Origin of the sequence: Amycolatopsis halotolerans (genome assembly GCF_042647905.1) — a bacterium.
Classification (GTDB): Bacteria; Actinomycetota; Actinomycetes; order Mycobacteriales; family Pseudonocardiaceae; genus Amycolatopsis; species Amycolatopsis halotolerans.
Genome location: NZ_JBHRWI010000030.1, coordinates 25,833 through 51,112 on the forward strand (window position 1 = coordinate 25,833; position 25,280 = coordinate 51,112).

The 25,280-nt window shown below is 68.7% G+C and carries 29 protein-coding genes and 1 pseudogene; 19 read left to right on the forward strand and 11 right to left on the reverse strand.

Annotated elements, in window-relative coordinates; all coding sequences use genetic code 11:
* Nucleotides 1-27: 27 nt before the first annotated feature.
* The 6 genes from ACFORO_RS25660 (at nucleotide 28) to ACFORO_RS25685 (ending at nucleotide 4,718) form a co-directional block, all read left to right on the forward strand.
* Nucleotides 28-468, forward strand: coding sequence for a GNAT family N-acetyltransferase (locus ACFORO_RS25660; RefSeq protein WP_354743155.1), 441 nt, complete (start codon nucleotides 28-30; stop codon nucleotides 466-468).
* A gap of 103 nt (nucleotides 469-571) precedes the next feature.
* Nucleotides 572-1,255, forward strand: coding sequence for a metal-dependent transcriptional regulator (locus ACFORO_RS25665; RefSeq protein WP_101437417.1), 684 nt, complete (start codon nucleotides 572-574; stop codon nucleotides 1,253-1,255).
* Nucleotides 1,256-1,338: 83 nt separating this feature from the next.
* Complete coding sequence (locus tag ACFORO_RS25670; RefSeq protein WP_377869007.1) at nucleotides 1,339-2,157, forward strand: LLM class flavin-dependent oxidoreductase; 819 nt, start codon at nucleotides 1,339-1,341, stop codon at nucleotides 2,155-2,157.
* A gap of 72 nt (nucleotides 2,158-2,229) precedes the next feature.
* Nucleotides 2,230-2,580, forward strand: a complete 351-nt coding sequence (locus tag ACFORO_RS25675) for a transcriptional regulator (RefSeq protein ID WP_116201118.1) — start codon at nucleotides 2,230-2,232, stop codon at nucleotides 2,578-2,580.
* 282 nt (nucleotides 2,581-2,862) lie between these two features.
* The gene (locus ACFORO_RS25680) at nucleotides 2,863-3,918 is read left to right on the forward strand and encodes an alcohol dehydrogenase catalytic domain-containing protein (protein ID WP_377869008.1); all 1,056 of its coding nucleotides are present in this window, start codon (nucleotides 2,863-2,865) and stop codon (nucleotides 3,916-3,918) included.
* A 173-nt stretch (nucleotides 3,919-4,091) separates the two neighbouring features.
* Complete coding sequence (locus ACFORO_RS25685; RefSeq protein WP_446681586.1) at nucleotides 4,092-4,718, forward strand: alpha-ketoglutarate-dependent dioxygenase AlkB family protein; 627 nt, start codon at nucleotides 4,092-4,094, stop codon at nucleotides 4,716-4,718.
* On the opposite strand, the gene ACFORO_RS25690 is transcribed toward ACFORO_RS25685, so the two are convergent.
* The 5 genes from ACFORO_RS25690 to ACFORO_RS25710 are packed head-to-tail and all read right to left on the reverse strand — an operon-like array spanning nucleotide 4,687 to nucleotide 8,962.
* A complete protein-coding gene (locus tag ACFORO_RS25690; RefSeq protein WP_354743163.1) occupies nucleotides 4,687-5,562 on the reverse strand; it encodes a 5-oxoprolinase subunit C family protein in 876 nt (291 codons plus the stop codon). The two genes, ACFORO_RS25685 and ACFORO_RS25690, sit on opposite strands and share 32 nt — an antisense overlap.
* Nucleotides 5,559-6,164, reverse strand: a complete 606-nt coding sequence (locus tag ACFORO_RS25695) for a 5-oxoprolinase subunit B family protein (RefSeq protein WP_354743165.1) — start codon at nucleotides 6,162-6,164, stop codon at nucleotides 5,559-5,561. The genes ACFORO_RS25690 and ACFORO_RS25695 overlap by 4 nt, the downstream gene beginning before the upstream one ends.
* On the reverse strand, nucleotides 6,161-6,910 hold the full coding sequence (locus tag ACFORO_RS25700; RefSeq protein ID WP_354743167.1) for a LamB/YcsF family protein: 750 nt from the start codon (nucleotides 6,908-6,910) through the stop codon (nucleotides 6,161-6,163). The genes ACFORO_RS25695 and ACFORO_RS25700 overlap by 4 nt, the downstream gene beginning before the upstream one ends.
* Before the next feature lies 1 nt (nucleotide 6,911).
* Nucleotides 6,912-7,706, reverse strand: coding sequence for a putative hydro-lyase (locus tag ACFORO_RS25705; RefSeq protein ID WP_377869010.1), 795 nt, complete (start codon nucleotides 7,704-7,706; stop codon nucleotides 6,912-6,914).
* The gene (locus ACFORO_RS25710; protein ID WP_377869011.1) at nucleotides 7,703-8,962 is read right to left on the reverse strand and encodes an MFS transporter; all 1,260 of its coding nucleotides are present in this window, start codon (nucleotides 8,960-8,962) and stop codon (nucleotides 7,703-7,705) included. Before ACFORO_RS25710 ends, ACFORO_RS25705 begins: the two co-directional genes overlap by 4 nt.
* A gap of 148 nt (nucleotides 8,963-9,110) precedes the next feature.
* Here ACFORO_RS25710 and ACFORO_RS25715 point away from each other — a divergent pair, with 148 nt between their 5' ends.
* Complete coding sequence (locus ACFORO_RS25715) at nucleotides 9,111-9,788, forward strand: GntR family transcriptional regulator (RefSeq protein ID WP_354743250.1); 678 nt, start codon at nucleotides 9,111-9,113, stop codon at nucleotides 9,786-9,788.
* Nucleotides 9,789-10,076: 288 nt separating this feature from the next.
* Here the strand turns inward: ACFORO_RS25715 and ACFORO_RS25720 are convergent, their stop codons facing one another.
* Nucleotides 10,077-11,294, reverse strand: coding sequence for a family 16 glycosylhydrolase (locus ACFORO_RS25720; protein WP_377869012.1), 1,218 nt, complete (start codon nucleotides 11,292-11,294; stop codon nucleotides 10,077-10,079).
* A 387-nt stretch (nucleotides 11,295-11,681) separates the two neighbouring features.
* Between ACFORO_RS25720 and ACFORO_RS25725 the strand changes: the two genes are divergently transcribed.
* Entirely contained in the window at nucleotides 11,682-12,311 is a 630-nt protein-coding gene (locus tag ACFORO_RS25725) for a DUF2306 domain-containing protein (protein ID WP_377869297.1), read from the forward strand.
* Between the two features lie 97 nt (nucleotides 12,312-12,408).
* On the opposite strand, the gene ACFORO_RS25730 is transcribed toward ACFORO_RS25725, so the two are convergent.
* Nucleotides 12,409-13,554 carry an acyl-CoA dehydrogenase family protein gene (locus tag ACFORO_RS25730; protein WP_377869013.1) on the reverse strand — a complete coding sequence of 382 codons (1,146 nt, stop codon included), beginning with the start codon at nucleotides 13,552-13,554 and terminating at the stop codon, nucleotides 12,409-12,411.
* Complete coding sequence (locus ACFORO_RS25735) at nucleotides 13,551-15,902, reverse strand: bifunctional salicylyl-CoA 5-hydroxylase/oxidoreductase (protein ID WP_377869014.1); 2,352 nt, start codon at nucleotides 15,900-15,902, stop codon at nucleotides 13,551-13,553. Before ACFORO_RS25735 ends, ACFORO_RS25730 begins: the two co-directional genes overlap by 4 nt.
* A 67-nt stretch (nucleotides 15,903-15,969) precedes the next feature.
* On the opposite strand from ACFORO_RS25735, the gene ACFORO_RS25740 reads away from it, so the two are divergent.
* The gene (locus tag ACFORO_RS25740) at nucleotides 15,970-16,362 is read left to right on the forward strand and encodes a RidA family protein (RefSeq protein ID WP_354743178.1); all 393 of its coding nucleotides are present in this window, start codon (nucleotides 15,970-15,972) and stop codon (nucleotides 16,360-16,362) included.
* Here the strand turns inward: ACFORO_RS25740 and ACFORO_RS25745 are convergent.
* Nucleotides 16,341-17,189 (reverse strand): PaaX family transcriptional regulator, encoded by an 849-nt coding sequence (locus ACFORO_RS25745; protein ID WP_377869015.1) that lies wholly within the window; start codon nucleotides 17,187-17,189, stop codon nucleotides 16,341-16,343. The two genes, ACFORO_RS25740 and ACFORO_RS25745, sit on opposite strands and share 22 nt — an antisense overlap.
* Before the next feature lie 116 nt (nucleotides 17,190-17,305).
* Between ACFORO_RS25745 and ACFORO_RS25750 the strand changes: the two genes are divergently transcribed.
* A complete protein-coding gene (locus ACFORO_RS25750; RefSeq protein WP_377869016.1) occupies nucleotides 17,306-17,977 on the forward strand; it encodes a GNAT family N-acetyltransferase in 672 nt (223 codons plus the stop codon).
* 284 nt (nucleotides 17,978-18,261) lie between these two features.
* Here the strand turns inward: ACFORO_RS25750 and ACFORO_RS25755 are convergent, their stop codons facing one another.
* Nucleotides 18,262-18,711, reverse strand: coding sequence for a MarR family winged helix-turn-helix transcriptional regulator (locus ACFORO_RS25755; protein ID WP_377869017.1), 450 nt, complete (start codon nucleotides 18,709-18,711; stop codon nucleotides 18,262-18,264).
* Nucleotides 18,712-18,797: 86 nt separating this feature from the next.
* On the opposite strand from ACFORO_RS25755, the gene ACFORO_RS25760 reads away from it, so the two are divergent.
* Nucleotides 18,798-19,202, forward strand: a complete 405-nt coding sequence (locus ACFORO_RS25760; protein WP_354743186.1) for a nitroreductase family deazaflavin-dependent oxidoreductase — start codon at nucleotides 18,798-18,800, stop codon at nucleotides 19,200-19,202.
* A 1-nt stretch (nucleotide 19,203) separates the two neighbouring features.
* Here the strand turns inward: ACFORO_RS25760 and ACFORO_RS25765 are convergent, their stop codons facing one another.
* Nucleotides 19,204-20,346, reverse strand: coding sequence for an FAD-binding oxidoreductase (locus ACFORO_RS25765; RefSeq protein ID WP_377869018.1), 1,143 nt, complete (start codon nucleotides 20,344-20,346; stop codon nucleotides 19,204-19,206).
* Nucleotides 20,347-20,416: 70 nt separating this feature from the next.
* Here ACFORO_RS25765 and ACFORO_RS25770 point away from each other — a divergent pair, with 70 nt between their 5' ends.
* The 8 genes and pseudogenes from ACFORO_RS25770 to ACFORO_RS25805 all read left to right on the forward strand — a co-directional run bounded on the left by ACFORO_RS25770 (nucleotide 20,417) and on the right by ACFORO_RS25805 (nucleotide 25,250).
* Nucleotides 20,417-21,292, forward strand: coding sequence for a LysR family transcriptional regulator (locus ACFORO_RS25770; protein ID WP_377869019.1), 876 nt, complete (start codon nucleotides 20,417-20,419; stop codon nucleotides 21,290-21,292).
* A 203-nt stretch (nucleotides 21,293-21,495) separates the two neighbouring features.
* Nucleotides 21,496-21,573: a tryptorubin family RiPP precursor gene (locus tag ACFORO_RS25775; RefSeq protein ID WP_350539724.1), complete on the forward strand. Its 78-nt coding sequence runs from the start codon at nucleotides 21,496-21,498 to the stop codon at nucleotides 21,571-21,573.
* 78 nt (nucleotides 21,574-21,651) lie between these two features.
* The gene (locus tag ACFORO_RS25780) at nucleotides 21,652-22,695 is read left to right on the forward strand and encodes a cytochrome P450 (RefSeq protein WP_377869020.1); all 1,044 of its coding nucleotides are present in this window, start codon (nucleotides 21,652-21,654) and stop codon (nucleotides 22,693-22,695) included.
* A 42-nt stretch (nucleotides 22,696-22,737) separates the two neighbouring features.
* Nucleotides 22,738-23,517: an oxygenase MpaB family protein gene (locus tag ACFORO_RS25785; RefSeq protein WP_377869021.1), complete on the forward strand. Its 780-nt coding sequence runs from the start codon at nucleotides 22,738-22,740 to the stop codon at nucleotides 23,515-23,517.
* Nucleotides 23,518-23,556: 39 nt separating this feature from the next.
* Nucleotides 23,557-24,060, forward strand: a pseudogene (ligD, locus tag ACFORO_RS25790) (non-homologous end-joining DNA ligase LigD); the annotation flags it as partial.
* 334 nt (nucleotides 24,061-24,394) lie between these two features.
* Entirely contained in the window at nucleotides 24,395-24,553 is a 159-nt protein-coding gene (locus ACFORO_RS25795; RefSeq protein WP_377869022.1) for a hypothetical protein, read from the forward strand.
* Nucleotides 24,554-24,873: 320 nt separating this feature from the next.
* The gene (locus ACFORO_RS25800) at nucleotides 24,874-25,035 is read left to right on the forward strand and encodes a hypothetical protein (protein ID WP_377869023.1); all 162 of its coding nucleotides are present in this window, start codon (nucleotides 24,874-24,876) and stop codon (nucleotides 25,033-25,035) included.
* A complete protein-coding gene (locus tag ACFORO_RS25805; RefSeq protein WP_377869024.1) occupies nucleotides 25,032-25,250 on the forward strand; it encodes a hypothetical protein in 219 nt (72 codons plus the stop codon). The genes ACFORO_RS25800 and ACFORO_RS25805 overlap by 4 nt, the downstream gene beginning before the upstream one ends.
* The last annotated feature ends 30 nt before the right edge of the window (nucleotides 25,251-25,280 follow it).

Genomic DNA, 25,280 nt, shown 5'->3' on the forward strand with positions numbered 1-25,280 from the left:
ACCGTCAGAACCAGAAAGGGGCGCCCGATGCCCGTTCGCGACGCTGTCTTCGAGGACGTCGAGGAGATCTGCGGCCTCATCGAGGAACACGCGGTCTACGAGGACAAACACGACCTCAAACTCGACCGCGCCGAGATGAGCGGTCACCTCTTCGGGCCGGAGCCGAAGGCGTGGGTGCTGATCTGCACGCCGCCGGGACGCCCGGACCTCGTTGCCGGGTTCGCCTTCTGCAGCTGGAATTTCTCCACGTGGGAGGGCCGTCCGGGGATCTGGCTCGACGACCTGTTCATCCGTCCGGAGCACCGTCGGCACGGACTCGGCCGAGAGCTGCTCGACGCGTTGCGCGCCCGCACGACGGGGCGGGTCGAGTGGGACATGCAGGCGGGCAATGCCAAGGCGGAGGCGTTCTACGCGCAGCTCGGCGCGGAGCCGGTGCCGGGGTGGGTTCGCTACCGCTGGCGGCCGTGACTCCGCTGGCGGCGGGCGCCACCGGCCGGGCGGCCGTGCCGGACACCCGTTGGCGGCCCTGACCGGCCGACCTCGGGAGACCGGGCCCCGTATCGTATGCGGCATGGGAGATGGTTCCGTCCGGAGGTCGTCGTCGGTCGAGGACTACGTGCGGGTGATCTACGGGCTGGTCGAACGGGGCGAGGCGGTCACCAACGCGTCGCTGGCCGGGCGGCTTGAGGTGAGCCCGTCGTCGGCGTCGGGCATGGTCACGAAGCTTTCGCAGCTCGGCCTGGTCGCGCACGTGCCCTACCGCGGCATCGAGCTGACCTCCGAGGGGCGCCAGCTCGCCCGGTCGGTGCTGCGCAGGCACCGGCTGATCGAGACGTACCTGGTCTCCGAACTCGGCTACACCTGGGACGAGGTCCACGCCGAGGCCGACGCGCTGGAGCACGCTGTCTCCGATCGGCTCGTCGAGCGCATCGCGGCCAAGCTCGGCAACCCCGTGCGCGATCCGCACGGCGATCCGATCCCGGCCCCGGACGGCAGCGTCGAGGAGCTTCCGATGCGCATTCTGGACGACCTGCCGCCCGGTGCGGTCGGCGAGATCGTCCGGGTGTGGGACACCGATCCGGACCTGCTGCGCTACCTCACCGAGCACGCGATCGGCCTCGGCGAGCGGATCGAGGTGGTCGAGCGGCAGCCGTTCGGCGGGCCGATGGTGGTGAAGGTCGGGCAGCCGCCGGACGCCGCCACGCACGCCATCGGCAAGGAGATCGCGCAGGCGTTGTCGGTGACCCTGCGCTGACGCACCGTGCGCTCGGGAGCGTATGCGCGAGTGTCGCCGCCGAACGGATGTGCCGCGAAGGCCCCAAGCCGACGATAAGCGGCATGACCACTACTAAACCCTTCCGCTTCGGGATCGTCACCGGATACGCGCCGGATCTGCCGTCCTGGACCGCGCAGGCTCGCCGGATCGAGGACCTCGGGTTCGACGTCATGTTCGCGACCGATCCGGTCGGCGGGCTCGACCCGTTGACGCTCGTTCCGGCCGCCGCCGCTGTCACCGGCAAGCTCACCCTCGGCACCTTCGTGCTCGCCGATCCGTTCCGTGCCGCGCGGAACCTCGGTTGGCAGGCCGATTCACTGCATCAGGCGACTGGCGGCCGCTTCCTGCTGGGTCTGGGGATCGGTCATCCCGGCGCGGGCAAGCACGCGGAAACGCTCGGGCGCGAGTTCGTTTCGCCGGGGGAACGCATCGCCCGGTTGGCGGACACCATTGAGGTGCTTTCGCAGCGCCCCGACCGGCCGCCGCTATTGCTCGCGGGTTCCGGGCCCAAAATGCTCGCGCTCGCCGCGCGCACCGCCGACGTCGTGACGTTTTCCTGGGGACCGCGCACGACCGAGGAACAGGCTGACTCCATTGTGGACACTTTTCGCTCGTTCGCGGGAGACCGGGATGTCGAATTGGCGGTGAACCTGAGCGCGATCGGGGACAAGCCTTCACCGTGGCTCGCCCGCTACACCGGGGTTGACGTGCCGCAACTGGTCGAGGAGAAAGCTGTCACCGTGCTGCCGGAAAACCCCGACACCGCCGGGGAAATGCTTCTCCGCTGGCGGGAGCGGTGGGGGATTTCCTGTGTCACGGTCAATTCCGGCTATGCGGAACCGTTCGCCGCGATTGCCCAGGCACTCTCCGCACAAGGGTGACAGCTCTTCCGATCATGCGTTATCCGGCCTACGCTCCGAGGTTTCCCAGCGACGTGGTTCGGAGCGTGTGCGATGACCGGTCAGCGAACACCGACGATCGACCGGGGGAGTACAACAGGGCGAGATCTCGGGCAATTGCTCGAAACCGGCCCGTTTGCCGAAGCGCTGCGCGCGGCCATCCGGGCCCGCGGGCTCGGACTCGAACGCATCAGATACCGGCTGCGGGGAAGGGGAACCACGGTCAGTCTCGCGACATTGAGCCATTGGCAATCCGGACGCTGCCGCCCGGAACGCCCGGAATCCTTGCGGGCGTTGCGAAATCTCGAGCAGATCCTCGGCGTCCCGGACGGGTCGCTGCGCAGGCTGCTCGGCCCGCCGCGTCCGCGCGGCCAGTTCCATCAGCCGGGCCAGCAGCTCTCCTGAGCGCGCCCGGCCGCGACGGACGACGAGTGCGCCGACGTATCCCGACGTTTGCGCACTCCTCGCCCGCCGCGTTCGCCCGGACTGTCCTGGGCTGCGCCTCACGGACCTCCACGGTGCCGGACCGTGCCTGCCGGCCGGGAGCACCCCAATGTGGCGTTGGGTGCGTGAGATGCACCCAATGTGGCGTTCGGTGCGTGAGATGCACCCAATGCCACATTGGGGGCACGCAAGCCCGGTGAGCTGAAGCCGGTGGCTCGTCGGGCGGCTTCTACGATCAGGACCATGCGTGCGGTTGTGATCGAAGAGTTCGGCGTGCTCCCCGAAGTGCGGGAAGTACCGGATCCGGTGACCCCGGACGGCGGGGTCGTCATCGCCGTCGAAGCGACCGGGGTGTGCCGCAGCGACTGGCACACCTGGCAGGGCCACGACGAGGCCGTCCGGTTGCCGCACGTGGCCGGGCACGAACTCGCCGGGCGGATCGTTGAGGTGGGCAAGGGCGTCACGGGCTGGGCGAAGGGCGACCGGGTGACGGTCCCGTTCGTGTGCGCGTGCGGCGTTTGCGCGCAGTGTGCCAAGGGCGACCAGCAGATCTGCGACGACGAGTTCCAGCCCGGCGCGACCCACTGGGGTTCGTTCGCCGAGCTGGTCGCCATCGAGCACGCGCAGACGAACCTGGTCGCGTTGCCGGACTCGATGTCGCCGGCGGCAGCTGCGGCGCTCGGTTGCCGCTTCGGGACGGCTTTCCGCGCGGTGTTGCGCCAGGGCGGCGTACGCGCGGGACAGTGGGTGTCTGTGTACGGCTGTGGCGGCGTAGGCGTCTCCGCGGTCCTCCTGGCGGCCGCTGCGGGCGCGAAGGTGGTGGCGGTTGACGTCTCGCCGCAGGCGCGCGCGTTGGCGGAGCGTTCTGGCGCCGTGCTGAGCGTCGATGCCAGTGCGTTCGACGGGCCAGAAGCGCTGGCTGCGTACGTCCGCGAGCGCACCGAAGGCGGTACGCACGTGTCGCTGGACTGTCTCGGCTCCCCGGTCACCTGTGCGGCTTCGGTGGGCAGCTTGCGCAAGCGCGGACGGCACGTCCAGGCCGGGTTGATGCCGCCCAGTCAGGGGGTGCCGCCGATTCCGATGCATCGGGTGGTCGGCGGAGAGCTGGAGATCGTCGGGATCCACGGGCTGCAGGCCCACGAGTACCCGGAGCTGCTCGGGGTGGTCGAGCGGTCCGGGATTGACCTGGACGGGTTGATCGGCACGCGGATCGGGCTGGACGGAGTGCCGGGCGCGCTCGCTGCGATGAGTGATCCGGTGCCTGCCCGGGCCGGGGTGACTGTCGTCGGGTTCGGGTGACGAATGGTGACCGGCGAACACCCTGGGTGGCGAGTCCGAGTTGTAGCTGACGAAAACCTGGCGGGTCCCGCGGTGGTGTGCGATTCTCCGAAGCTTGGCGGCAAGTGGCGAGGGGAACCCGCCGCAGGAGCGCCCGTCCGGGTGACTCCTGCGGCCACCGGCCCCGGAGCGGCGTGATGGAGCTGCTGCCGCGTCCCCGCAGGGAAATCGCACCGGGAGCGGTGCACGTCCCGGATTGGCTTTCCGCGCAAGAACAACGCGACCTCGTCACGACCTGCCGCGGCTGGCGCGGTTACCGGTCGACCCGGCTGCCGAGCGGCGGGGTGATGTCGGTGCGCACGGTCTGTCTCGGCTGGCAGTGGCTGCCGTACCGCTATGACCGGCTGCGCGAGGACGGTTCGCCGGTGGAGCCGTTCCCGGACTGGCTGGCCGACCTCGGCCGCCGCGCGCTCGCCGACGCCTACGACCGGCCGGCCGACGATTACCAGCCTGACGTCGCGCTCGTGAACTACTACGACGCCACCGCGAAAATGGGCATGCACCAGGACAAAGACGAGCGTTCGACGGAGCCGGTGGTCTCGCTGAGCCTCGGCGACACGTGCGTGTTCCGCTTCGGCAACACCGAGAGCCGAAACCGGCCGTACACCGATGTCGAACTGCGCTCGGGCGACCTGTTCGTATTCGGCGGCCCGGCTCGGCTGGCGTTCCACGGGGTGCCGAAAACGTTGCCCGGCACGGCGGATCCGGATCTTGGCCTGACCGGGCGGCTCAATCTGACGCTGCGGGTGTCGGGGATGTGAACCGGACCCGTTGACCCGGTCGGAGCTGGGCGGCGAGGTCCAGGTCGTCCTCGTCGACGACGGCGGCGACGGGGTAGCCGCCGGTCACCGGGTGGTCGGCGAGGAACAGGATCGGCACCCCGGAAGGCGGTACCTGGAGTGCGCCGGGGACGGCGGCTTCCGGGGCCAGTTCGCCGACTCGGGCGCGGGTGAGCGCGGGGCCGTCCAAACGGACGCCGACGCGGTCGAGGTCGCTGGTCACGGTGTAGGTGCCAGTGAGCAAAGTGGACAGTGCGGACGCGGTGAACCAGTCCAGTCGCGGGCCGGGTTCCAGGCGCAGTACGGGTTCTGCGGCAAGTTGGCGAAGCGGCGCGAGATCGACGTACGGGGCGTGATGCACGACGGAGCCGACCGGCAGCGACATTCCGGCCGCGAGGACGGGCGGGCCGAGTTTGCCCAGGGTGTCGGTGGCTCGCGCGCCGAGCACCGGCGGGACGTCCAGGCCGCCGCGTACCGCGAGGTAGCTGCGCAGGCCTAGCGAAGGGACGCCGAGTTCGAGTTCGTCTCCGGGGCGCAGCACGATCGGCGCACCGACGGCGGCGGCCCGTCCACCGGCGCGGATCGGTACCTGAGCGCCGGTGACCGCGACGGTCGTGTGCTCGGAAACCCGCAGCCGCAGGCCGCCGAGGGTGACCTCAAGTGCCGCATGGGTTTCGGGGTTTCCGACCAGCCGGTTCGCCAGTTTCAGCGAGCCCCGGTCAGCCGCGCCGGAGCGGCCGACGCCGACTGCCGCGTACCCGGGCCGTCCGAGGTCTTGCACGGTCGCGAACGGGCCGGGCGCGAGGATTTCGATTTTCCCGGTCACCGAATCGCCTCGAACCGCACTTGGGTGCCTGGGACCAGCAGGTTCGGCTGCTCGCGGTCGACGTTCCACACCTGCGCGTCGCTGTGGCCGAGCAGGTGCCAGCCGCCCGGCGACGGGTGCGGGTAGATCGCGCTGTACTCGCCGGCGATTGCCACCGCACCCGCGGGCACGCGCGTGCGCGGCGTGCTCCGGCGCGGCAGGTGCAACGCCGGGTCGAGGCCGGTCAGGTAGGCGAAACCGGGAGCGAAGCCGCAGAAAGCCGCGACGTAGGTGCCTGCCGAATGCCGTTGCACGACTTCGGAAACGGACATGCCGGTGGCTTCGGCGACATCCGCCAGGTCAGCGCCGTCGTAGCGCACGGGCAGGGTGACGGTGGCCGCCGAGCGCGAAGAGACGTCCACTGTGGACAGCGAAGCGAGCGAACGAGTCAACGCGGCGGAATCGGTGCGGGCAGGGTCGAAACGGACCAGCAGGGTGCGTGCGGCGGGAACAAGCTCGACGACGCCCTCGGGTTCGGCGGCTTCGCAGGCCGCCTGGAACCCGAGCACGTCGTCGACCTCCACTAGCAACGCGGAACGGCCGTAGCGCAAAACAGTGCTCACACGAACGACCTCAGCACCACGCCGGATTCGGTGAGCAGCTCGCGAATCCGGCGAGCCAGCGAAACCGCGCCGGGCGTATCTCCGTGCACGCAAAGGGAATCCGCCCGCAAAGTCAGCTTGCCGCCGTCAACGTCGACGACCTCGCCGGTGGTCGCCATGGTGAGCGCCCGCGCGGCGACTTCGTCGGCGTCGTGCAGTACCGCGCCCGGCAGCTTGCGCGACACCAGCCGTCCTTCAGGCGTGTACGCACGGTCAGCGAACGCTTCTGCGTACGCAGGCACGCCTGCCGCTTGAGCCGCGCGCAGCATTTCGGAGTCCGGAGGACACAGCAGCGCTAGATCGGAGTGATACCGCCGTACGCCTTCGACAAGCGCAGCTGCCTGCTCCGGATCGACAGCTGCCGTGTTGTACAGCGCGCCATGCGCCTTCACGTAACGCACGCAGCTGTGCGCCGCGCGCGCGAAGGCGTCGAGAGCGCCGATTTGGTACAGCACTTCGTCTGCAAGGTCTTCCGGCGCGATGTCGAGCGCGCGACGGCCGAAGCCGGCCAAATCGCGGTAGCCGACGTGCGCGCCGATGGCGACGCCGCGTTCGGCTGCGCGTTCGCACACCCGGCGCATCACGCTCGCGTCGCCCGCGTGGAAGCCGCACGCGATGTTCGCGCTGGTCACGATGTCGAGCATGGCTTCGTCGTCGCCCATGGTCCAGGCGCCGAAGCCTTCGCCGAGGTCGCTGTTGAGGTCCATGTCATCCCACCTGGTAGTCGCGATCGGGCCGGTCGGTCAAGAACATGTAACCGGGGGCGTGCGTGACGGCGAACGGCGGCCGGGACGCCATCAGCGCCGCCTGCGGGGTGACGCCGCAGGCCCAGAACACCGGCACGTCACCGGGTGCGGCGTCGACCGGATCGCCGAAATCCGGCCGGGCGAGATCGGTGATGCCCAGCTCAGCGGGGTCGCCGACGTGCACTGGAGCGCCGTGCACCGCGGGCATCGCGGCGGTGATCGCCGCGGCGTCCTCGACCTGGGTTTCCGGAATCTGCCGCATCGACACCACCATTGGGCCGCTCAGCCGTCCGGCCGGTTCGCACTGCCGGTTCGTCACGTACATCGCGACGTTGCGGCCCTGCTCAGCGTGCCGCAGCGGGATGCCCGCGGCTCGCAGCAACGTCTCGAAACTGAAGCTGCAGCCGATGGAGAACGCGACCAGGTCACTGCGCCACACCCCGGTGGCATCGGTGATTTCGCTGGTCAGCACGCCGTTGTGCCAGACGCGGTAGCGCGGCAGGTCGGTGCGCAGGTCCGCGCCGGGCGCGAGCCGCGTGGTCGGGTCGCCGGGCTCGCTGACGTCGAGCACCGGGCACGGCCGCGGGTTGCGGGCACAGAACTCGCGGACGTCGTCGGCCCAGTCCGCCGGTACCGCGATCAGGTTGGTTTGTGCGTAACCGTCGGCCCAGCCAGTGGTCGGGCGTTCGGTACCGGTGCGGAAGAGCGCGCGAGCTTCGGCCGGAGTGAGCGTCGACGGGTCGTAGGCGGTGGTCATACCTCCACCAGTTCCTTGCCTCGCGTTTCCGGCAGCCCGAGCAGCGCTACCGCCGCGATCGCGTAGCCGACCGCGCCGAGGACGATCGCGCCGCCCGCACCGAGAAAGCCCACCACCGCGGGGAAAGCGGCACCGACCGCGCGGCCGAAGTTGTAGGTGAAGCCCTGTCCGGTGGCACGCAGCTCGGTCGGGTACAGCTCGGCGAGGTACGCGCCGAAGCCGCTGAAGATCGCTGAAGTCGAGAAGCCGAGCGGGAAACTGATCAGCAGCATCAGGCCGTTCGCGCCGTAGGGCAGCTGCACGAACAGCACGATCAGCAGCGCGGAAACGACGGAGAACAGCAGGAACGTCTTCTTCCGGCCGAGCAGGTCGGTGAGGTAGCCGCCGCAGATGTAGCCGATGAACGCGCCCGGGATCAGCAGCGCGAAGTAGCCGCCGGTGTTGACCACGGACAGGCCACGGCTGCTCTGCAGGTACTTCGGCATCCAGGTGAACAGCGTGTAGTAGCCGCCCTGGACGCCGGTCGCGAGGAGCGCGGCGAACACCGTGGTACGCAAGAGATTCGGCCGGAAAATCCCGGCGAGCGAGCCTTTGACCTTGGCCGAAACCCGCCGTGCGGCTGCCTCCGGCGCGTCCTCCACACTGCGCCGGACCCACAGCACGAGCAGCGCCGGAATGACGCCGACCCAGAACAGCACGCGCCACGCGATGTCCTGGTCGAGCACGCTGAACAGCACCGTGTAGACGATCACCAGCAGGCCCCAGCCCACCGCCCACGCGCTCTGCACGAACGCCACCGTGCGGCCGCGGTACTGGGCCGAGCAGTACTCGGCGACCAGCGCGGCGCCGACCGCCCACTCGCCGCCGAACCCGAGCCCCTGCAGGCCGCGGAAGATCAGCAGCGTTTCGAAGTTGGGCGCGAATCCGCACAGCACCGTGAAGATCGTGTACATCGCGATGGTCAGCTGCAGGGTGCGGACGCGGCCGATGCGGTCGGCGAGCACGCCGGCCCCGACGCCGCCGATCGCGGACACGACCAGCGTGACGGTGCTGAGCAGGCCCGCTTCGCCGGACGTGATGCCGAAGTAAGCGGTGATCGCGGCCAGGCCGAAGGGCAGGGTCTGGTAGTCGAACGAATCGAGGCCGTAGCCGCCGAAGGCGCCGAGGAAGGCGCGGCGGCCCTTGTGGCCGAGCGAGCGATACCAGCCGAACGGGCGGGCCGCGTTCGCGGTGCCGTCGGCGACGTTGACGTTCATGGGGCACCTCACAAGGGGGACGAACTCATGGTGGCACGAGTCACATGGCCGCTACCGTACGGATCGTTCAACAATTCCACAAGTCCCTCATTTTATTGTTCACCGCCCGCTGGCTACGCTGGGCGACGTGGTCACCGACGGAGAGCCCATGGGCCTGGAAGCGGATCGCGGCCTGCTCGGCCGGACGAGCACTGCGGAGCGGGTCGCCGGCGTGCTGCGCACGCGTGTTTCCGAGGGGTACTTCCTGCCCGGGGTACGGCTTTCGGAGCAGGACATCGGCAGCGCGCTCGGGGTCTCGCGCAACACGCTCCGTGAGGCCTTCCGGTTGCTGACCCACGAACGGCTGCTGGTGCACGAGCTGAACCGCGGGGTGTTCGTGCGGGTGCCGAGCGTCGAAGACGTGCGCGACATCTACCGGGTCCGCAAGATCATCGAATGCGCGGCGGTCCGCGACGTGACCGAGAAGCCGGCGGCGTACGCGAAGATCGCCAGCACCGTCGCGGACGGCGATCGCGCGGCGAAGCAGGCCCAGTGGCAAGACCTGGGCACCGCGAACATCCGTTTCCACGCGGAACTGGCGGCGCTCACCGGCAGCGAACGGATCGTCGAGCTGATGCAGGCGCTCGCCGCGGAGCTGCGGCTGGTGTTCCACGTGATGGCCGATCCGCGCCGCTTTCACGAGCGGTATCTGCCGCGGAACCACGAAATCCTGGACGTGCTCGCGACCGGCGACGGGATCCGTACGGCGGAGATGCTCGCCGGCTACCTCGACGACGCGGAAGCGCAGCTGGTCGAGGCCTACGCGGAGCTCGCCGGCACCCGCTGAGACGTTCGGCCGAAACCGGCCGGTTTGCCCGGGAAGGCAGCGAGGATGGCCGTTCGGCCCCTCCTGTCAGGCGGAAGGCGCCACGGCGTGCGCGGTCTGGCTACGGTCGGCAGTGGGCCGCGTGAGAGCGCCGCCCCGGGCGTCGGGACCCCCAGCCGACGCGCGGAGGACGGCCCACGGCCGGGCGGTTGACCTTGGTTCCCGCCCGGCCCGCGCGGTGTCCGCGGCGGGCCGTGGCCACCGGGGGGAGGTCACGGCCCGCCGTCCCTCTTCGTCCACAGTGGACGGCTACTGGTTCACCGACCATTTCTGGTTGACGTTCCCGGTGCACGTCCACAGCTGCAGTTTCGTGCCGTTGGCCGAGCTGACCCCCGCCGCGTCGAGGCATTTGTTCGCGTGCGGGTTGACGATGTCGTGCGCCGCGGTCACGACCCACTGCTGCGCGTTGCTGGTGTTGCAGTCGTACATCTGGACCGGCGTGCCGTCGTCGGTGCCGGAGTACTTGACGTCCATGCACTTGCCGAGCGCGCGAATGGTCCCGTCGCCGCCGATGGTCCAGTTCTGCGCGGCGTTCCCGTTGCAGTCGGTGATCTGCAGCTGGGTGAAGTTCGCCGGATTGGCCCAGGGGACGTCGACGCACTTGCCGCCGATGCCGATGATCCGGCCGCTGGACCCGCCGTCGCTGCTCGTGTTGACGTGCACGTAGTCGACGACCAGTTGCTGCGGGAATTGCGTGTTCCCGTCCGGATCTCCTGGCCAGTCGCCGCCGACCGCGAGGTTCAGGATCAGGTAGAAGGGATGGTCGAAGACCCAGCGGTTGCCGTTCAGATCGGCCGGGGTGCGGGTCTGGTACGCGTTGCCGTCGACCGACCAGACGATCTTGTTCGGCGACCAGTCGACCGCGTAGGTGTGGAAATCGTCGGCGAAGACAGGGCCGTTGTAGGCCGCGCCGATGCCGCCCGCGCCGGAGTAGCCGGGGCCGTGGATGGTGCCGTGCACGGTGTTCGGCTCGCGGCCGATGTTCTCCATGACGTCGATTTCGCCGTCGCCCGGCCAGTTTCCGCCGCCCAGCACCCAGAACGCGGGCCACATGCCCTGGCCGCGCGGGATCTTCATCCGGGTTTCGACGTGCCCGTACGCCTGGCTGAACTTGCCGGCGGTGTTGAGGCGGGCGGAGGTGTACTGGCAGGTGCCGTACCAGCAGGTGTGGCCGGAGTTTTCGCGTTTGGCGGTGATGACCAGGTGGCCTTGGCCGTCGAGGGCGCCATTGGCGGCACCGGCGGTGTACCACTGGCGTTCGTGGTTGTTTCCGTTGTTGTCGCCGGTTTCGTAGGTCCATTTCGACGCGTCGGCGGCGGCTCCGGCCGGGCCGTTGAAATCGTCGGTGAAGCTTTCGGCGGCGGCCGCGGTGGGAGGGGCGAGGACCGCTGGGGCGGTTTGGAGGCCGAGCGCCAGGAGCGCGGCCGCGGCGAAGGCGGCGGGGACGCGTCTGAGGAATCTGGGCATGCGTGGTCACCTCGGTTTCGGGGAGGAACCTTGAACGAGGGAGTGCTTTGTTGTGGCGGGCAACAAAGTAGGAAGAGTATGCCTGGTCTGGACCTCTGCGGCAATGGCCGGTGAATCGGAGTGCGCGAAGGGTGCCCTCGCGGACAGTTCGAGGGTCACCTGACCGAGGGTAAGGCTGCCCCTACCGCGCTGACGCCAGTCGGCACCATGGTTCGTCCGGGGTACCCGTCCTACGTTCGGAAGTGCCAGCCGAGAACGGACGAGAAGAGAGAGGCCGACATGACGGCGGGGACGGATCTTCGACCACCGCGGACCACGTCCGCAGCGGAGCGAACGGTGCGGGTCGAGCCGGGGAAGCACTGGTGGCGGAGATCATGGGCGACACCGTTGGGGCCGCTGGGGCTCGTGGTGGTCGCGTTCCTGGCTTATTCGCTGCCGCCGTATCTGGCCTTCGATCCGGCGCGGTCGCGAGTCCCGTCGACGTTCCCCGCGCACTACTTGTTCCTGGTGGGGCACGTGGTGTTCGGGTCGATCGCGATGGTCACCGCGGTGCTGCAGATCTGGCCGTGGATCCGGCGGAAGCACCCGGTGCTGCACCGCCTCTCCGGCCGCGCGTACGTGTTCGCGGGAGTGCTGCCGTCCGGGTTGCTGGCGCTGACGATCGGCGCGGCGACCCCGTTCGGGCCGGTGACGCGGGCCAGTGACGTGCTGCTCGCGGTGCTGTGGCTCGGTACGACCTGGGCGGGTTACCGCGCCGCTCGCGAACGCCGGTTCGGCGATCACCGGCGCTGGATGATCCGCAGTTTCGCGCTGACGATGTCGATCATTCTCAACCGGCTCATCGGCCCGATCGCGGCGATCTTCCTGGAACCGCAGATCGCCACGACGTTCGGCGGCAGCGAGATCGCGTTCGGGCAGTCGATCGCGGCGCTCGGGGCGTGGGTGAGCTGGACCGTCGCGCTGATCGCGGCGCAGTTGTGGCTCGACCGGAAACCGAAGCGCCGCGCGAGTGTTTAGCCCTGGCTGAATAGTTTGATCTCCGCGCCGCCTGCTTGTTAGAACACCAGCAGGCGGCGCGGATGCATTCGGTGCGAGGGGTACACCGAATGACGGCTCATCCGCGCCGCCGCAGGGACCGCGCGATGATCGTCCGCTGGATCTCCGACGCGCCTTCGTAAATGCGCGGCGCTCGGACCTCTCGATACAAATGCTCCAGCAAATGCCCTCGCCGCAACGCTCGTGCGCCGTGCAATTGCACCGCTTGATCCACGACGTATTGCGCGGTCTCGGTCGCGAACAACTTCGCCATTGCCGCGCGACCGGCCAGGTCCTGCTCGCCCGCGTCGTAAGCCGCTGCGGCGGCGTAGACCAGCAGACGGCCAGCTTCCGTTCGCGTCGCCATTTCGGCCAGCGTGTGCGCCACAGTTTGCTGCTTCACCAACGGGCCGCCGAATGCTTCGCGCGAAGCTGTGTACTCCACTGTCGCGTCGAGGGCGGCTTGGGCCATGCCGACGGCGAAGGCGCCGACGCTAGGGCGGAACAGGTCCAAAGTGCGCATTGCTACGGCGAATCCGCGGTTTTCCTCGCCGAGCAGTTCGTCGCGATTTACCCGGACGCCATCGAAGACCACGGTGCCGATCGGGTGCGGACTCACCAAATCCAGGTGCTCGCCACTGAGGCCGGTGCGGTCGCCGGGGACGACGAAAGCGCTGACGCCGCGTGAACCGGCGTCGGGAGTGGTGCGGGCGAAGACCGTGTAGAAGTCGGCTTCGGGCGCGTTCGAGATCCACATCTTCGTGCCGGTGAGTCGCCAGCCGTCACCGTCTGGTTCGGCGGCCAGTTGCAGGGCGGCGGCGTCGGATCCGGCGTCCGGTTCGGTCAGCGCGAAGGCGGCGACGGCGTCACCGGCGGCGACGGCGGGGAGCCAGCGCCGGACCTGTTCGTCCAAACCGGACTGGAGTACCGGGTAGCTGCCCAAGCCCTGCAACGCCAAGGCGGTCTCGGCTTCGGTGCTTTGCGTGGCGAGGGCTTCCCGCAGCAGACACAGATCGGTGGCAGCGGCTTGCCGGGTCGGCTGTCCACTTTCGACACCGGGGAACAGCCGGGCGAGCAGGCCGTGCGATCCCATTGCCTTCAGCAACGGTCGGTTTACCGCGCCTTCGGCACCGGCGGCGGCCAGTTCGACCAGTTGTTCGGCGGCGATCTTCCGGACGGAAGCGGCGTAGGCGGTCTGTTCCGGGGTGAAAGCGAAGGCGTTCATCGGGCGTCCTCCGGTCGCCAGCGGGCATGGGCGGTTTGGTGGCCGCCGGTGCGGACCAGGTCGAGTCGTGGCTCTGGCCCGTCGGTGCGGCCGGTCTGCGGTGGGCGTTTGCCCGCCGCCCACTGTTTCGGCCACGCCACCGGATACTCCTGCGCGGCAGCCGCGTGCAGAGTCCATTGTGGATTGAACAGGTGGGTGCGGCCGAGTGCGCACAGGTCGGCGCGTCCCGCGAGGATGAGCGAGTTCACGTCGTCGTAAGAGGAAATCGCGCCGACGGCGATCACCGCGGTGCCGTAGCGACGGCCGACCTCGTTGCGGATTCGGTCCGCGTATGGCGTTTGGTAGCTGCGGCCGAACTTCGGCTGCTCTTCGCTGACCACCTGACCGGTCGATACGTCGATCGCGGCCGCACCGTGTTCGGCGAACGCCTGCGCGATGGCCACGGCTTCGTCGGAGTCATTGCCGCCCTCGAACCAGTCGGTGGCGGAGATCCGGACGGTCAGCGGACGGTCGGCCGGCCACACGGCGCGGACCGCGTCGAAGACCTCCAATGGGAAGCGCAGCCGGTTTTCCGGGGAGCCGCCGTAGGAATCGGTGCGCTGGTTGGTCAGCGGGGACAGGAAGGACGAGAGCAGATAGCCGTGCGCGCAGTGCAGTTCCAGCAGATCGAACCCGGCGCGCGCGGCGGCTTCGGCCGCAGCAACGAACTGATCCCGGATCTCGCCCAGTTCGGCGACGCTCAGCTCGCGCGGCGTCTGGTTATTCGGCGAATACGGCAGCGCGGACGGTGCGCAGACTTCCCAGTTGCCTTCCGGCAGCGGGTCGTCAATGCCGTCCCACATCAGTTTCGTGGAGCCCTTGCGACCGGAATGTCCCAGCTGCAACCCGATCTTCGCCGGGGTTTCGCGGTGCACGAACTCGACGATCCGCTTCCACGCGGTTTCCTGCTCGGCGGTGTAAAGCCCGGGACAACCCGGCGTGATCCGGCCTTCGGCGGACACGCAGATCATCTCGGTCATCACCATCCCGGCCCCGCCGAGTGCCTTGCTTCCCAGGTGTACCAGGTGGAATTCGCCGGGCACGCCGTCGACCGAGGAGTACATGTCCATCGGCGACACGACGATCCGGTTCGGCAATTCCAGCGAACCGATCCGCACCGGCTGGAACATCGGCGGCGCGACGGAAGCGCCGAGCGAATCGGCGAACCACTGATCCAGCGAGGCGGCGAATTCCCGGTCGCGCAGCTTCAGGTTGTCATAGGTGACGCGACGGCTGCGGGTAAGCAGGTTGAACGCGAACTGCTCCGGTTCCTGATGCGTGTACTGCGCCAGATTCTCGAACCACTCCAGGCTCGCCTGCGCCGCCCGCTGCGTAGAATTGACGACCGGCCGACGCTCTTCTTCGTACGCCGCAAGGGCTTCCGGAACGCTCGGCTGCTCGTGCAGACACGCGGCGAGCGCGAGCGCGTCCTCCATGGCGAGCTTCGTGCCGGAACCGATCGAGAAATGCGCGGTGTGCGCCGCATCGCCGAGCAACACGACATTGTCGTGGACCCAGCTTTCGCAGCGGACCGTGCCAAAGGTGGCCCACTTGGAGTTGTTGGCCAGCAACTGATGCCCGTCGAAAATGTCACCGCACAGTTCGCGGATCAGCTCGATCGACCTCTCGTCGCTTTCGCCCGGACCGAGTCCGGTGGCGGCGATCGGGCCGAACGCCCGCTGCCACACGTCTTCGTGCATCTCCAGGATGAACGTGCTGCCGTCGCGGCCGTACGGATAGCCGTGGACCTGCATGATTCCGTGCGGAGTTTCGAGCACGTAGAACTTGAACGCGTCGAAGACAAGGTCGGTGCCGAGCCAGATGTAACGGCACTGCCGGGTCTCGACGCTCGGCCGGAACGAATCGGCGAACGCCGTGCGCACCGCGGAATTCACGCCGTCCGCGGCGACCACGAGATCGGAAGAAGCGGCCAGCTCGGCCGGATCCGGCGCGGTACTGCGGAATCGGACATCAATGCCCATTTCCCGGCACCGCTGCTGCAGGATCGCGAGCAGCCGTTTGCGGCTCATCGCGGCGAATCCGTGCCCGCCCGAAGTCGACACGGTGTCGCGGTAGTGCACGTCGATGTCGTCCCAGCGCGCGAACTCCCGGCTCATCGCCTCGTGCACGGCCGCGTCGGCGTGCTCGATGCCGCCGAGCGTCTCGTCGGAGAAGACGACGCCGAAGCCGAACGTGTCGTCCGGCGCGTTGCGCTCCCAGACCGTGATCTCGTGGTCCGGGCCGAGTTGTTTCGCGAGCACGGCGAAGTAGAGGCCCGCTGGCCCGCCGCCGACTACTGAGATCCGCACGTCGCTCAGGGTATGTCGTGTGAAGTACGGTCGTCAAGAAGACGATAGATGGGTTACGCTCCCCAGCATGGAGCGGATCAATCCCCCCGAGCTGGGCAAGCCGTCGGGGTTCTCGCACGCGGTGGCGGCACAGGGCCGGTTGGTGTTCCTCGCCGGGCAGACCGCGCTGGACTCCGGCAACCGGATCGTCGGCGAAGGCGTCGTGGAGCAGTTCGAGCGCGCACTCGGCAACCTGCTGACCGCGTTGCGCGCGGCTGGCGGCGAACCCGCGGACCTGTGCAGCCTGACCGTCTACATCGTCGACATGGACGACTACAAGGCCAACGCGCGCGAGATCGGCCGCGTGTGGAAGCGGCTGGTGGGCGCGGATTACCCGGCGATGGCGGGCATCGGCGTGAACCGGCTGTGGGACGTCGAGGCGCTGGTGGAAGTGCAGGGCTACGCGGTGGTCAACCGCTGAAGGTGCGTGCGCGCGGCTTCCTCGAGCCGGTCGTGCAGCGTGAAGAACAACTCCGCGGCACGGATGCCTGACCAGCCCTCGGGCAGCAATTCCGCGGGCAGGCACGGGTCTAGGTACGGCATCCGCCGCCAGCCGGTGAGCACGCGCAGGTAATCGGCGAACGCTTCGTCCGCGGGCGTGCTGCGGCGGCGCTGCCACCGGCGCAGCGCGGGTTCGTGCTCTTCGAGGAACGCCGTGTACAGCTCGTCCAACTGGTCCAGGTCCCACCACTCGCGCACCTTCTCGCGCGGGTCGCCGAAGGCGAGGTGCTCGGCGCGGAACACGTCGGCGTACTCGGCGAGCCCGAGGCGCTCCAGCGTGCCGACAGTGGCCTCGTACAGGTGCGCCGGCGCGATCCAGACGCCTGAGGACGCGGTGCCGAAGCCCAGCCGGGACAGTTGAGTGCGCAGCACGTGCCGCTTGTGCCGTTCGGCTTCCGGCACCGAGAACACCGCGAGCAGCCAGCCGTCGGCGAGCTTCGCGCGGTCGCGGCGGAAGATCCGTTCGTCGCCCTCGCGGAGCAAATCCAGTGCCGTACCGGACAATTCGTACCCGGCGGATCCGTCGCGGCGCACGGCTTCGAGCACCCCGCGCCGTTTGAGCCGGGAAATCGACGACCGCACCGCGGGCTCGTCGACCCCGACCGCGGCGAGCAGATCGATCAGCGAGGCGACCGAAAGCCATTCGCCGCCGGTCAGATGGTGCACGCCGTAGACCGACACAATGAGGTGCCGGGGCTGGGCCGCGCGCCCGCCGTCGGCATCGGCTGCTTCCGGTACGGCCGTCACCCGGTCACCATACAGTGCCGATGGTCGCCAATCCGGCGACAGCGGCGGAGACAGGTTTCTCCGAGCGCGTCGGCCGCGGACCGGCTCAAGAGGCGAGGGGTAGCATTTCCGGCGCGATGGCGTTTGTGAGCAATGCACCTTTGGCGAGCCGGCTGACCCGCCGCGGACGGCTGATGGCGAAACGCACCTGCGACCGCCGGGGGCACGCCTTCGCGTTCGGCCGGTTCCTTTTCCGCACCCCCACCGCGTGGGAGTACGCGGCGGCGGTCGCGGGCGGCAGCGATCCGGCCGCGCAGCGCTGGCTCGGCTGGCTGGCCGACTCCGTGGTGGCCGAACCGATGCGCGGCGAGGCGCTGCGCGTCGTCCCGGGCACCGGACCGGACTGGACCACGCCGGACCCGCATTCGGTGGACGTCGTCGCGATCGATCTCGCGGCGGGCCGCTGCGCCGGGCTCGTGAGCGTGCACGCGGGCGAGGACGGCGGCCCGGAAACCGGCGGCTATCTCGCGCCGGAGTATCGCGGACAGGGGTTCGGTCGCGACCTGTTCGCCGCCGGTCTCGTGCTGGCGCACGAACATCTCGGGCTTTCGCGGGTGCGCGCGGGCGCGGAGGTCGGCAACGTCGCGAGCGGCCGTTCGCTGGAAGCCGCCGGATTGCGCCGGGTGCCGGGGCCGCCGCGCTACACGCTGCCGGACGGGCGGGCCTGCGAGGCGTGGTGGTACCAGCACGACGCGGCGTGGCCTCGGGCGTGCGCGGGTCCGCAGGCGAAGTGGCTAGTCGCCTCGTGAGTGGCGATGTCTGTTCTCACCGGGATCGCCACTCGCGAGCCGTTCGGTAGCCGCGGGCTTTCTTCGTTCCCGTTGACTGTCCGTGAGGGGAACCCTGAGGGACTCTGAGTCCCTCAGGGTTCCCCTCACGGACGTGCCCGCAGGGCGGGACGCGGCCAGGCGAGGAGGGGAAGGTGTCGCGTTCCTTGTTATAGCGGCCGCTACCGAGAAAACCCCGATGCGGCATTCGGGCAGCGGGGTCCGTAGGCAGCCGGAACACTGTGCGCCCTAACCGGCACCGCCACTCACGAGCCGTACTGCTCGAAGGTCTTCAGCGTCCTGATCACCATGGCCCGCTCGCCCGGACTCAACGGCCGCAACGCTTCCTCCCAAGCCTTCGCGCCGCGCGCGAGCCACGCGTCGACGGCCGGGCGTTTGTCCTCGTGGATGCTCACGATGGTGCGCCGCCGGTCATTCGGGTCCTCGGTGCGCTCCAGGACGCCTTGCCGCGAGAGGTCGCCGACCATCAGACTCGCTGTGGTGGGCGCGATTTCGAGCCGCCCGGCGAGCTCGTTGACCGTCATCGGGCCGTCGAATAACAGGTAGGCCAGGAGCGACAGATGTCGCGGCGCGAGCGCGACGTCGTCGAGTTCCGGAGGCGGCGGCGTCCGCTTCGCGCGCCCGACGATGCGGGGCATGAGAAGCAGCAGTTCGCGGACCCCGTCGTCCAGGGTCGGGCCGGGCTCGGTGACCATGTCGCGACAGTACCTGCGCGTGTGTTGACAGCCCGATTCGCGCGATCCTAGGTTTGTTGTTACATCATCAACAGGGGAGTTCTCCGATGTCGGACTGGAACCAGCAGATCATCGACGAGTTCCGCGCGAACGCGGGCAAGGTCGGCGGCATGTTCGAGGGCAAGAACATGGTGCTGATCACGCACACCGGTGCGAAGAGCGGCAAGCAGCGGGTGAGCCCGCTGGTGTACACCACCGACGGCGACCGGATCGTAGTCGTCGCGTCCAAGGGCGGCGCGGACACCAACCCGGACTGGTACCACAACCTCGTCGCCAACCCGTCCGTCACGGTCGAGATCGGCACCGACAAGTTCCCGGCGACCGCGAAGCTCGTGGAAGACCGCGCCGAGCGCGACCGGCTGTACGCCGGAATGGTGGCGCACGCGGAGGGCTTCGCGGACTACGAGAAGAAGACCGAGCGCGTGATCCCGGTCTTCGTTCTCGAACGCTGACTCAGCTCAGCGGCTGTCCGTAGACGAAGCTCCGCAGCCGCCCGGTCGACATCGGGTCCAGCGGAGCGAACAGCTTGGCGTGCGCGGCCTGAATGGTCGCCGCGTCCGGCTCGATCACCGACAGCGCGCGCACGGTGTAGCGCGAATCGGCGGTGAAGTCCGGCGCTGTCGAGCGCTGGTACGCGCCGCCGAGCAGGTCGATGATCAGCACAGTCGGGACGGGTGCGCCCGGGCCGGCGTGGTCGAGCACGGTGCTCAGCACGTCGTCCCGGAGCGTCGGCAGCACCCGGTTGTCGCCGAGGTACGAGTGCGGGTTCGGCGGTTCCGCGGCGATCTTGCCGGAGTCGGTGAACGGCATCGTGGTGAGCGTTTCCTGCAGCGGGCCCAGCGCGCGCAGCGGCGCGACGAGTTCGTCGCCGCCGGAACCGAGATAGGCCACGCGGATGTGCGCGATGTGTTTGCCCCGCAACGGTTCCGGCACCATCGGCAGATCCGGGTACGGCAGCATCGCGACCGAGGTGCCGACGGTGTCCGGCAGGTCGGCGGTCCAGTCGCGCCAGGTGCGCAGGACGTCCGGGATCTTGGCGGTGTCGAAGTACAGTCCGCCGCCGTACAGCGTGGTCACCGGGACGAGGTCGAACTCCAGCGCGGTCACGATCCCGGCGTCGATCGGCCCGGTCGTGGGAGTGCCGTCGGGCCGGACGATCTCGGCGGAGCGGACGCGGTCCGAGGCCAGGCCGAAGTGCCGGCCGAGGAGACCGAAACCGCCGCCGAGGGTGTAGCCGACCACGCCGACGCCCGGAGCCGAACCGCTCAGCGGCGCGAGCCCGTGTTCCGCGGCGGCGGTGATGACGCTGCCCCAGGTGGTTCCGGCTTCGACGCGCGCCACGGCGCGGTCCGGGTCGACGGTCACGCCGGTCATCCGCCGCGTCGAGATCAGCACGCCCTCGGCCGGCGCCCGCAGGCCGTGTCCGGTCGCCTGCACGGAAACCGGCAGGTCGCGTTCGGCCGCGAGCCGGACCGCAGCGGCGACGTCGTCCGCGCTGGTGGCGGCGACGACCAGCTGTGGGGTGGAGGTGATGCCGGTCTGGAATCCGGCGACCTCTTCGCGGTAACCGGCCTGGTCTGGGGTGAACGTCTGCATGCCTTCAGCGTGCTGGCAGTTCGGCGATAAGTCCAAGAGATACTAGTTCCGACAGCTAGAATTACTGGTTATGGAACTGCATCAGCTCGAGTACTTCGTCGCGGTCGCTGAGGAAGCGAACTTCACCCGTGCGGCGGCCCGGATGCACGTGGCGCAGCCCGGGGTCAGCGCGCAGATCCGGCGGCTGGAGCGCGAGCTGGGGCAGCCGTTGTTCGATCGGTCCGGCCGCACAGTACGGCTCACCGGGGTCGGCGAGGCCGCTTTGCCGCACGCCCGGGCCGCGCTGGCGGCGGTCGCGGCGGTGCGCGAGACGGTCGCGGAGCACGAGGGTCTGGTGCGAGGCCAGGTGGCGATGGGGATGGTGACTTCCCTCGGACCGGTGGAGCTGCCGGAGTTCCTGGCCGAGTTCGCCGAGCGGTACCCCGGAGTGGAAATCACGCTCAGTGAAGCGAATTCCGACCTGATGGTCGACGCGCTGCGCGAAGGACGGCTGGACGCCGCGGTGATCGGCCTGGCCGACGGCGTGCCCGCTGGGCTCACCACGCAGATCGTGCTCGACGAGGAACTCGTCGCCGTCACTTCGCTGCGGGACGAGTTCGCAGACCGTGCCTCGATCACCTTGGCGGAGCTGGCCGAACGCTCGTTGATTTGCCTGCCGAAGGGAACCGGGATGCGCGGTGTGCTGGATCGCGGCTTCGCGGCGGCCGGGCTGCGTTCGCGGGTGACGATCGAGGCGAGCGACCCGAACGTGCTGGCCAAGCTCGGGATGCGCGGTCTCGGGGTGGCGCTGGTCCCGTTGTCGCTGGCGCGCTACTACGCCGAGGAGTTGCACACCCTGCGGCTGCGACCGGAGTTGCGGGGGCAACTGGCGTTGGCGTGGCGGTCCGACGGTCCGGCTGGGCCCGCGGCCCGTGCGCTCATCGAGTTCGCCCAGTCGGTGCTTTAGCGGGTCGCGAAGGATACCGACGCCTCCGCGTATTCGCCAAGAAATTTGGACCGGAATTCCCGAACCGTCGACCTGGCGCTCCCGAACAGAACCAGCCGAGTGGGCCGTTCAGGTTGTCTTGGCGCTCATTCCCGGGAATTCGTCGTACTGTCGGCAGCGGCCGCGAGTGCGGTCGAACTTTCCGAGAAGACGGAGGCATTTCCGTGAAGCTTGTTCGTCTCGTGCGCAAGGCCCTCCCGAGCAAGAGCCTGAAGTCTTACGCCTGGTACGGCTGGATCTGACGGTCTCATCAGGGCGGCGCCGGCCGGTTCCGGAATTCCCGGTTCCGGTTGGTGTCGCCGCTCACGAGGAGTTGTTCGGTGACCATTCCCGCTGAACGGAACAAAGTGCGGCAAGTGGTATTCGCGCCGCGGATTCAGGAACTGTTCGACCGTTATCGGGGGAAATCCTTCTTTCGGCTGGAACCGGACACAGTCGGCGTCGCCGGGGCCGAGTTGATGGACGCGCTGCTGCGCAGCCGGCCGGCGAACGCCGAGGAGCGGCCGACGTTCAAGCCGGTGCGCGGGCGGGTCGTCACGCGGCCGGAATCGTCCGCGCTGATGCGGGCGGTCGGCGCGGACGTGCGGGCCGCGCTCAAGAAGCCGCTCGGCGACGCCAGCCTCGCCGGAACCTGGCCCGCCGTGCCGCACAACTACCTGCGTGACCTGGTCTTCGGCCGCGAACAGCGCCGGTTCCGGGTCCTCGTCGACCGCCGGCTGGAGCTCACGCCGAAGATCACCTGGGCCGCGGTCGCCACCGGCGCCGCGCTCTGGGGACGGCCCGCGCCCGAGGTCGCGCTGTCCGCGTTGGCGCGGATGGTGCTGGAAGCGGACACCTTCGAGCAGCGCCGCTTCGCGATGTACCTCTACCGGCGTGTGGCCGGGCCGATCTGCTTCACCGTCGCCGCGCTGGTCACGAACGCCTTGTGGCTCAGTTCGCCGCTCGACGACGATGTGCCGACCGAGTACGTGCTCAACGAGGCGCTCCGTCTCCTGCCGCCGTCGTGGAACATCCTGCGCGTGCGTTCGCCGGAGTTCGCCGAGGTGGACGCTCGGATCGGCCCGGGAGACGACGTCCTGCTGCTGCCGCTGCTCAGCCACCGCGACCCCGAACTGTGGGACGCGCCCGACGAGTTCCGGCCGAGCCGCTGGGCCGCGCTGGACCCGGACAACCACCCCGGTTATCTCCCGTTCGGGCACAGCAACGAACGCTGCTGGGGACGGCACATGGTGCTTCCGCTGGCGGCGCACGTGCTCGACCTGGTCCGGCGCGACGGGCTCGTCGTTGATCCGGCGCAGACGCGGGCCCGCGTGCACCTGGACGGCTTGCTGGAGGTGTCGGACGTGCGGGTCGTGCGGGCCTGACAACTCTTGACAACGTGTCAACGGAGGCGTTCCCCTGGACGGATGCTCCAGGACGGCATGCTCGGCGTCAGCCTGCTCGCGGGCGGCGCGAACGTGATCATGCAGCTGGGCCGGCCGGAGGTCGGCTACGGCGTGCTGGAAAGCCGCGTCGATTCGGGGAATCTCTTCAAGCATCCGCTGAAACGCACGCGCACCACGGTCACCTACCTCGCGGTCGCCGTGCTGGGCACGGACGCTGACCGGGCGGCGTACCGGCGAGCGGTGAACGCGGTGCACGCGCAGGTGGTCTCGACCGAGGCGAGTCCGGTGCAGTACCGCGCTTTCGACCGGGAGTTTCAGCTGTGGGTCGCCGCCTGCCTGTGTCACGGCGTGGAGGACGTGCATCGTGCGTTTCTCGGCCGGCCCGCGCCGGAATCGTGGTACGCCGAGGCCGCGGTGCTGGGCACGACGCTGCAGGTGCGCTCGGAGGACTGGCCGGACGACTTCGCCGCGTATTGGGCGGACGGACTGGCCCAAGTGGACATCGACGACCGGATGCGGGAGTACCTCACGGCCATCGCGAATCTGGAATTCCTGCCGCGGCCGGTGTCTCTCCTCTTCGGACGGTTCCACCGGTTCATCACGACCGGGTTCCTGCCGGAGGTCTTCCGCGAGCAGATGCGGCTGCCGTGGTCGGCCGCGGATCAGCGCCGGTTCGATCGGCTGACGCGCGGGATCGGCCGAATGGTCGAACGGCTTCCGTTGCGGGTGCGGCGTTTCCCGTACGACGCTTGCCTCGCCGACTTCCGGCGGCGGCTGCGGAAAGGAAAACCGCTCGTCTAAGTGGTTGACCGGGTTGCGGTGGTGGGCAAAAGTTGATGCATGAGCAAAGCGGATGAGGTGCGCGAAGGGGTTTCCCTGACCAACCTCGACCAGGAGCTGTTCGTCGACGCCGGGGTGACGAAGCGCGACCTCGTCGACTACTTCGACGCCGTCTCGGACCGGTTGCTGCCGGTGCTGCGCGACCGTCCGCTGTCGGTGATGCGGGTGCTGCGCGGGCAGGACGCGTTCATGCAGAAGAACCTGCCGAAGTACACGCCGGAGTGGGTGCCGCGGGCGAAACTGTGGGCGGAGAGTTCACAACGGACAGTCACCTACGGCCTGTGCAACGACCGCCGGACGCTGCTGTGGTTCGGCAATCAGCGTGCGGTCGAGTTGCATCCCGCATTGACGAGAGTGGAGCCGGTCGGCCAGACCGATCTGATCATGGACCTCGACCCGCCCGACGGTGCGGACTTCAGCGTCGCGGTGGCAGCGGCCCGGCTGGTGCGGCAGGCCTTGGCCGACGTCGGGCTCGCCGGTGCGTTGAAGACCAGCGGGTCCAAAGCGCCACTCTGAACGGGTTCCGGGCCTCGGCTTGCCCTTTGACGTCGTGATTCGAGCCGCCTGAATGCGAGTATCTTTCCTCGTCTGAATCGGCGCTGAGCTGCCAGAATTTTATTACTTAGCCTGACGAAACATCCTACCCGCCTCTCGTGTGTTCTAGCTTCTGAGGACGCCGCTGGACCAGCCTGCGGCACACTGAGAGCGAGTATCGGGGATGTCGAGAGAATACGAAAACAAACACCTAGCCGACCTTGATCGCGGTCTGGGCGAGTTGGCCTCGGACTGCCTGGACCGGATGAGGCTCGTAGACGAAGCAAGCGAGACTCTCGGAGAGATGACCGAGGTCTATGGCGAAGGAGCGCTGTTCGAGATCGTAAATCAGGCGGGGATCGGAAGGGAAACGCTCGAAAAGTACAACGGTCTAGAGCGTCTGCACGATATGCTGTCCGCGTTGGAAATCGCACACAAAGTAAACAAGACTGCAGCGGTGTGACGCACTCCCATGATGAAAGCAAGCGCACATTACCTGTCCCGTCGCATGATTCACTAGTCCCAGACAGATCGACCGACGGTACAAGACCCGTGAGGGGCAGCCGAGCCACGGCACCCCGGATGGAAGCGGATTAGCAGCGGTGGTGCCGCTGCCCCGACCCTGATTGACAGAATCAGAGGCGTTCGGCCAGGTCCGGCCTTGTGGGATCTGGCCGCTCGTAAAAACGGGATCCGGGACGAGAAACACGGGCTAGAGGCGCGCTCCCTCGCGGGCGACGTGTCAGCGGTTCCAACCGGCCGCGTACCCAGGTGACCACCCAGATGGTGGCACTTGTGTGCGCGGCCGGTCTGCGCCAGCTCAAGGAGCGCGCAGTGCCGAACTCGACCGACCCGAACCCTCAAACCGAGATGACGACCGCGGAGTACCGCGAGCTGCTGACCCTGGTCTTCGGCCGGGCCGAAGACGAGGAGGCGGCGCGATGACGAACCAGAAACAGCCCTGTGGGCGCGAAGGATGCACCCGACCCAAAGTCGCGAAAGACCTCTGCCGGACGCACTATGCGCGGGCCCGGCAGCAAGCGCGGCAAGAAGCCGACCCCGCATTCGTGGCGCGGCTGCTGGAGCGCCACGCCAAGCTCACCGCAAAACTGCAGCGACTGGGCGCGCTCCCGGTCCCGGACAAGCCGATGGACGGCTGATTTCCCCGTCCCACCGAAGAAACACCGTCC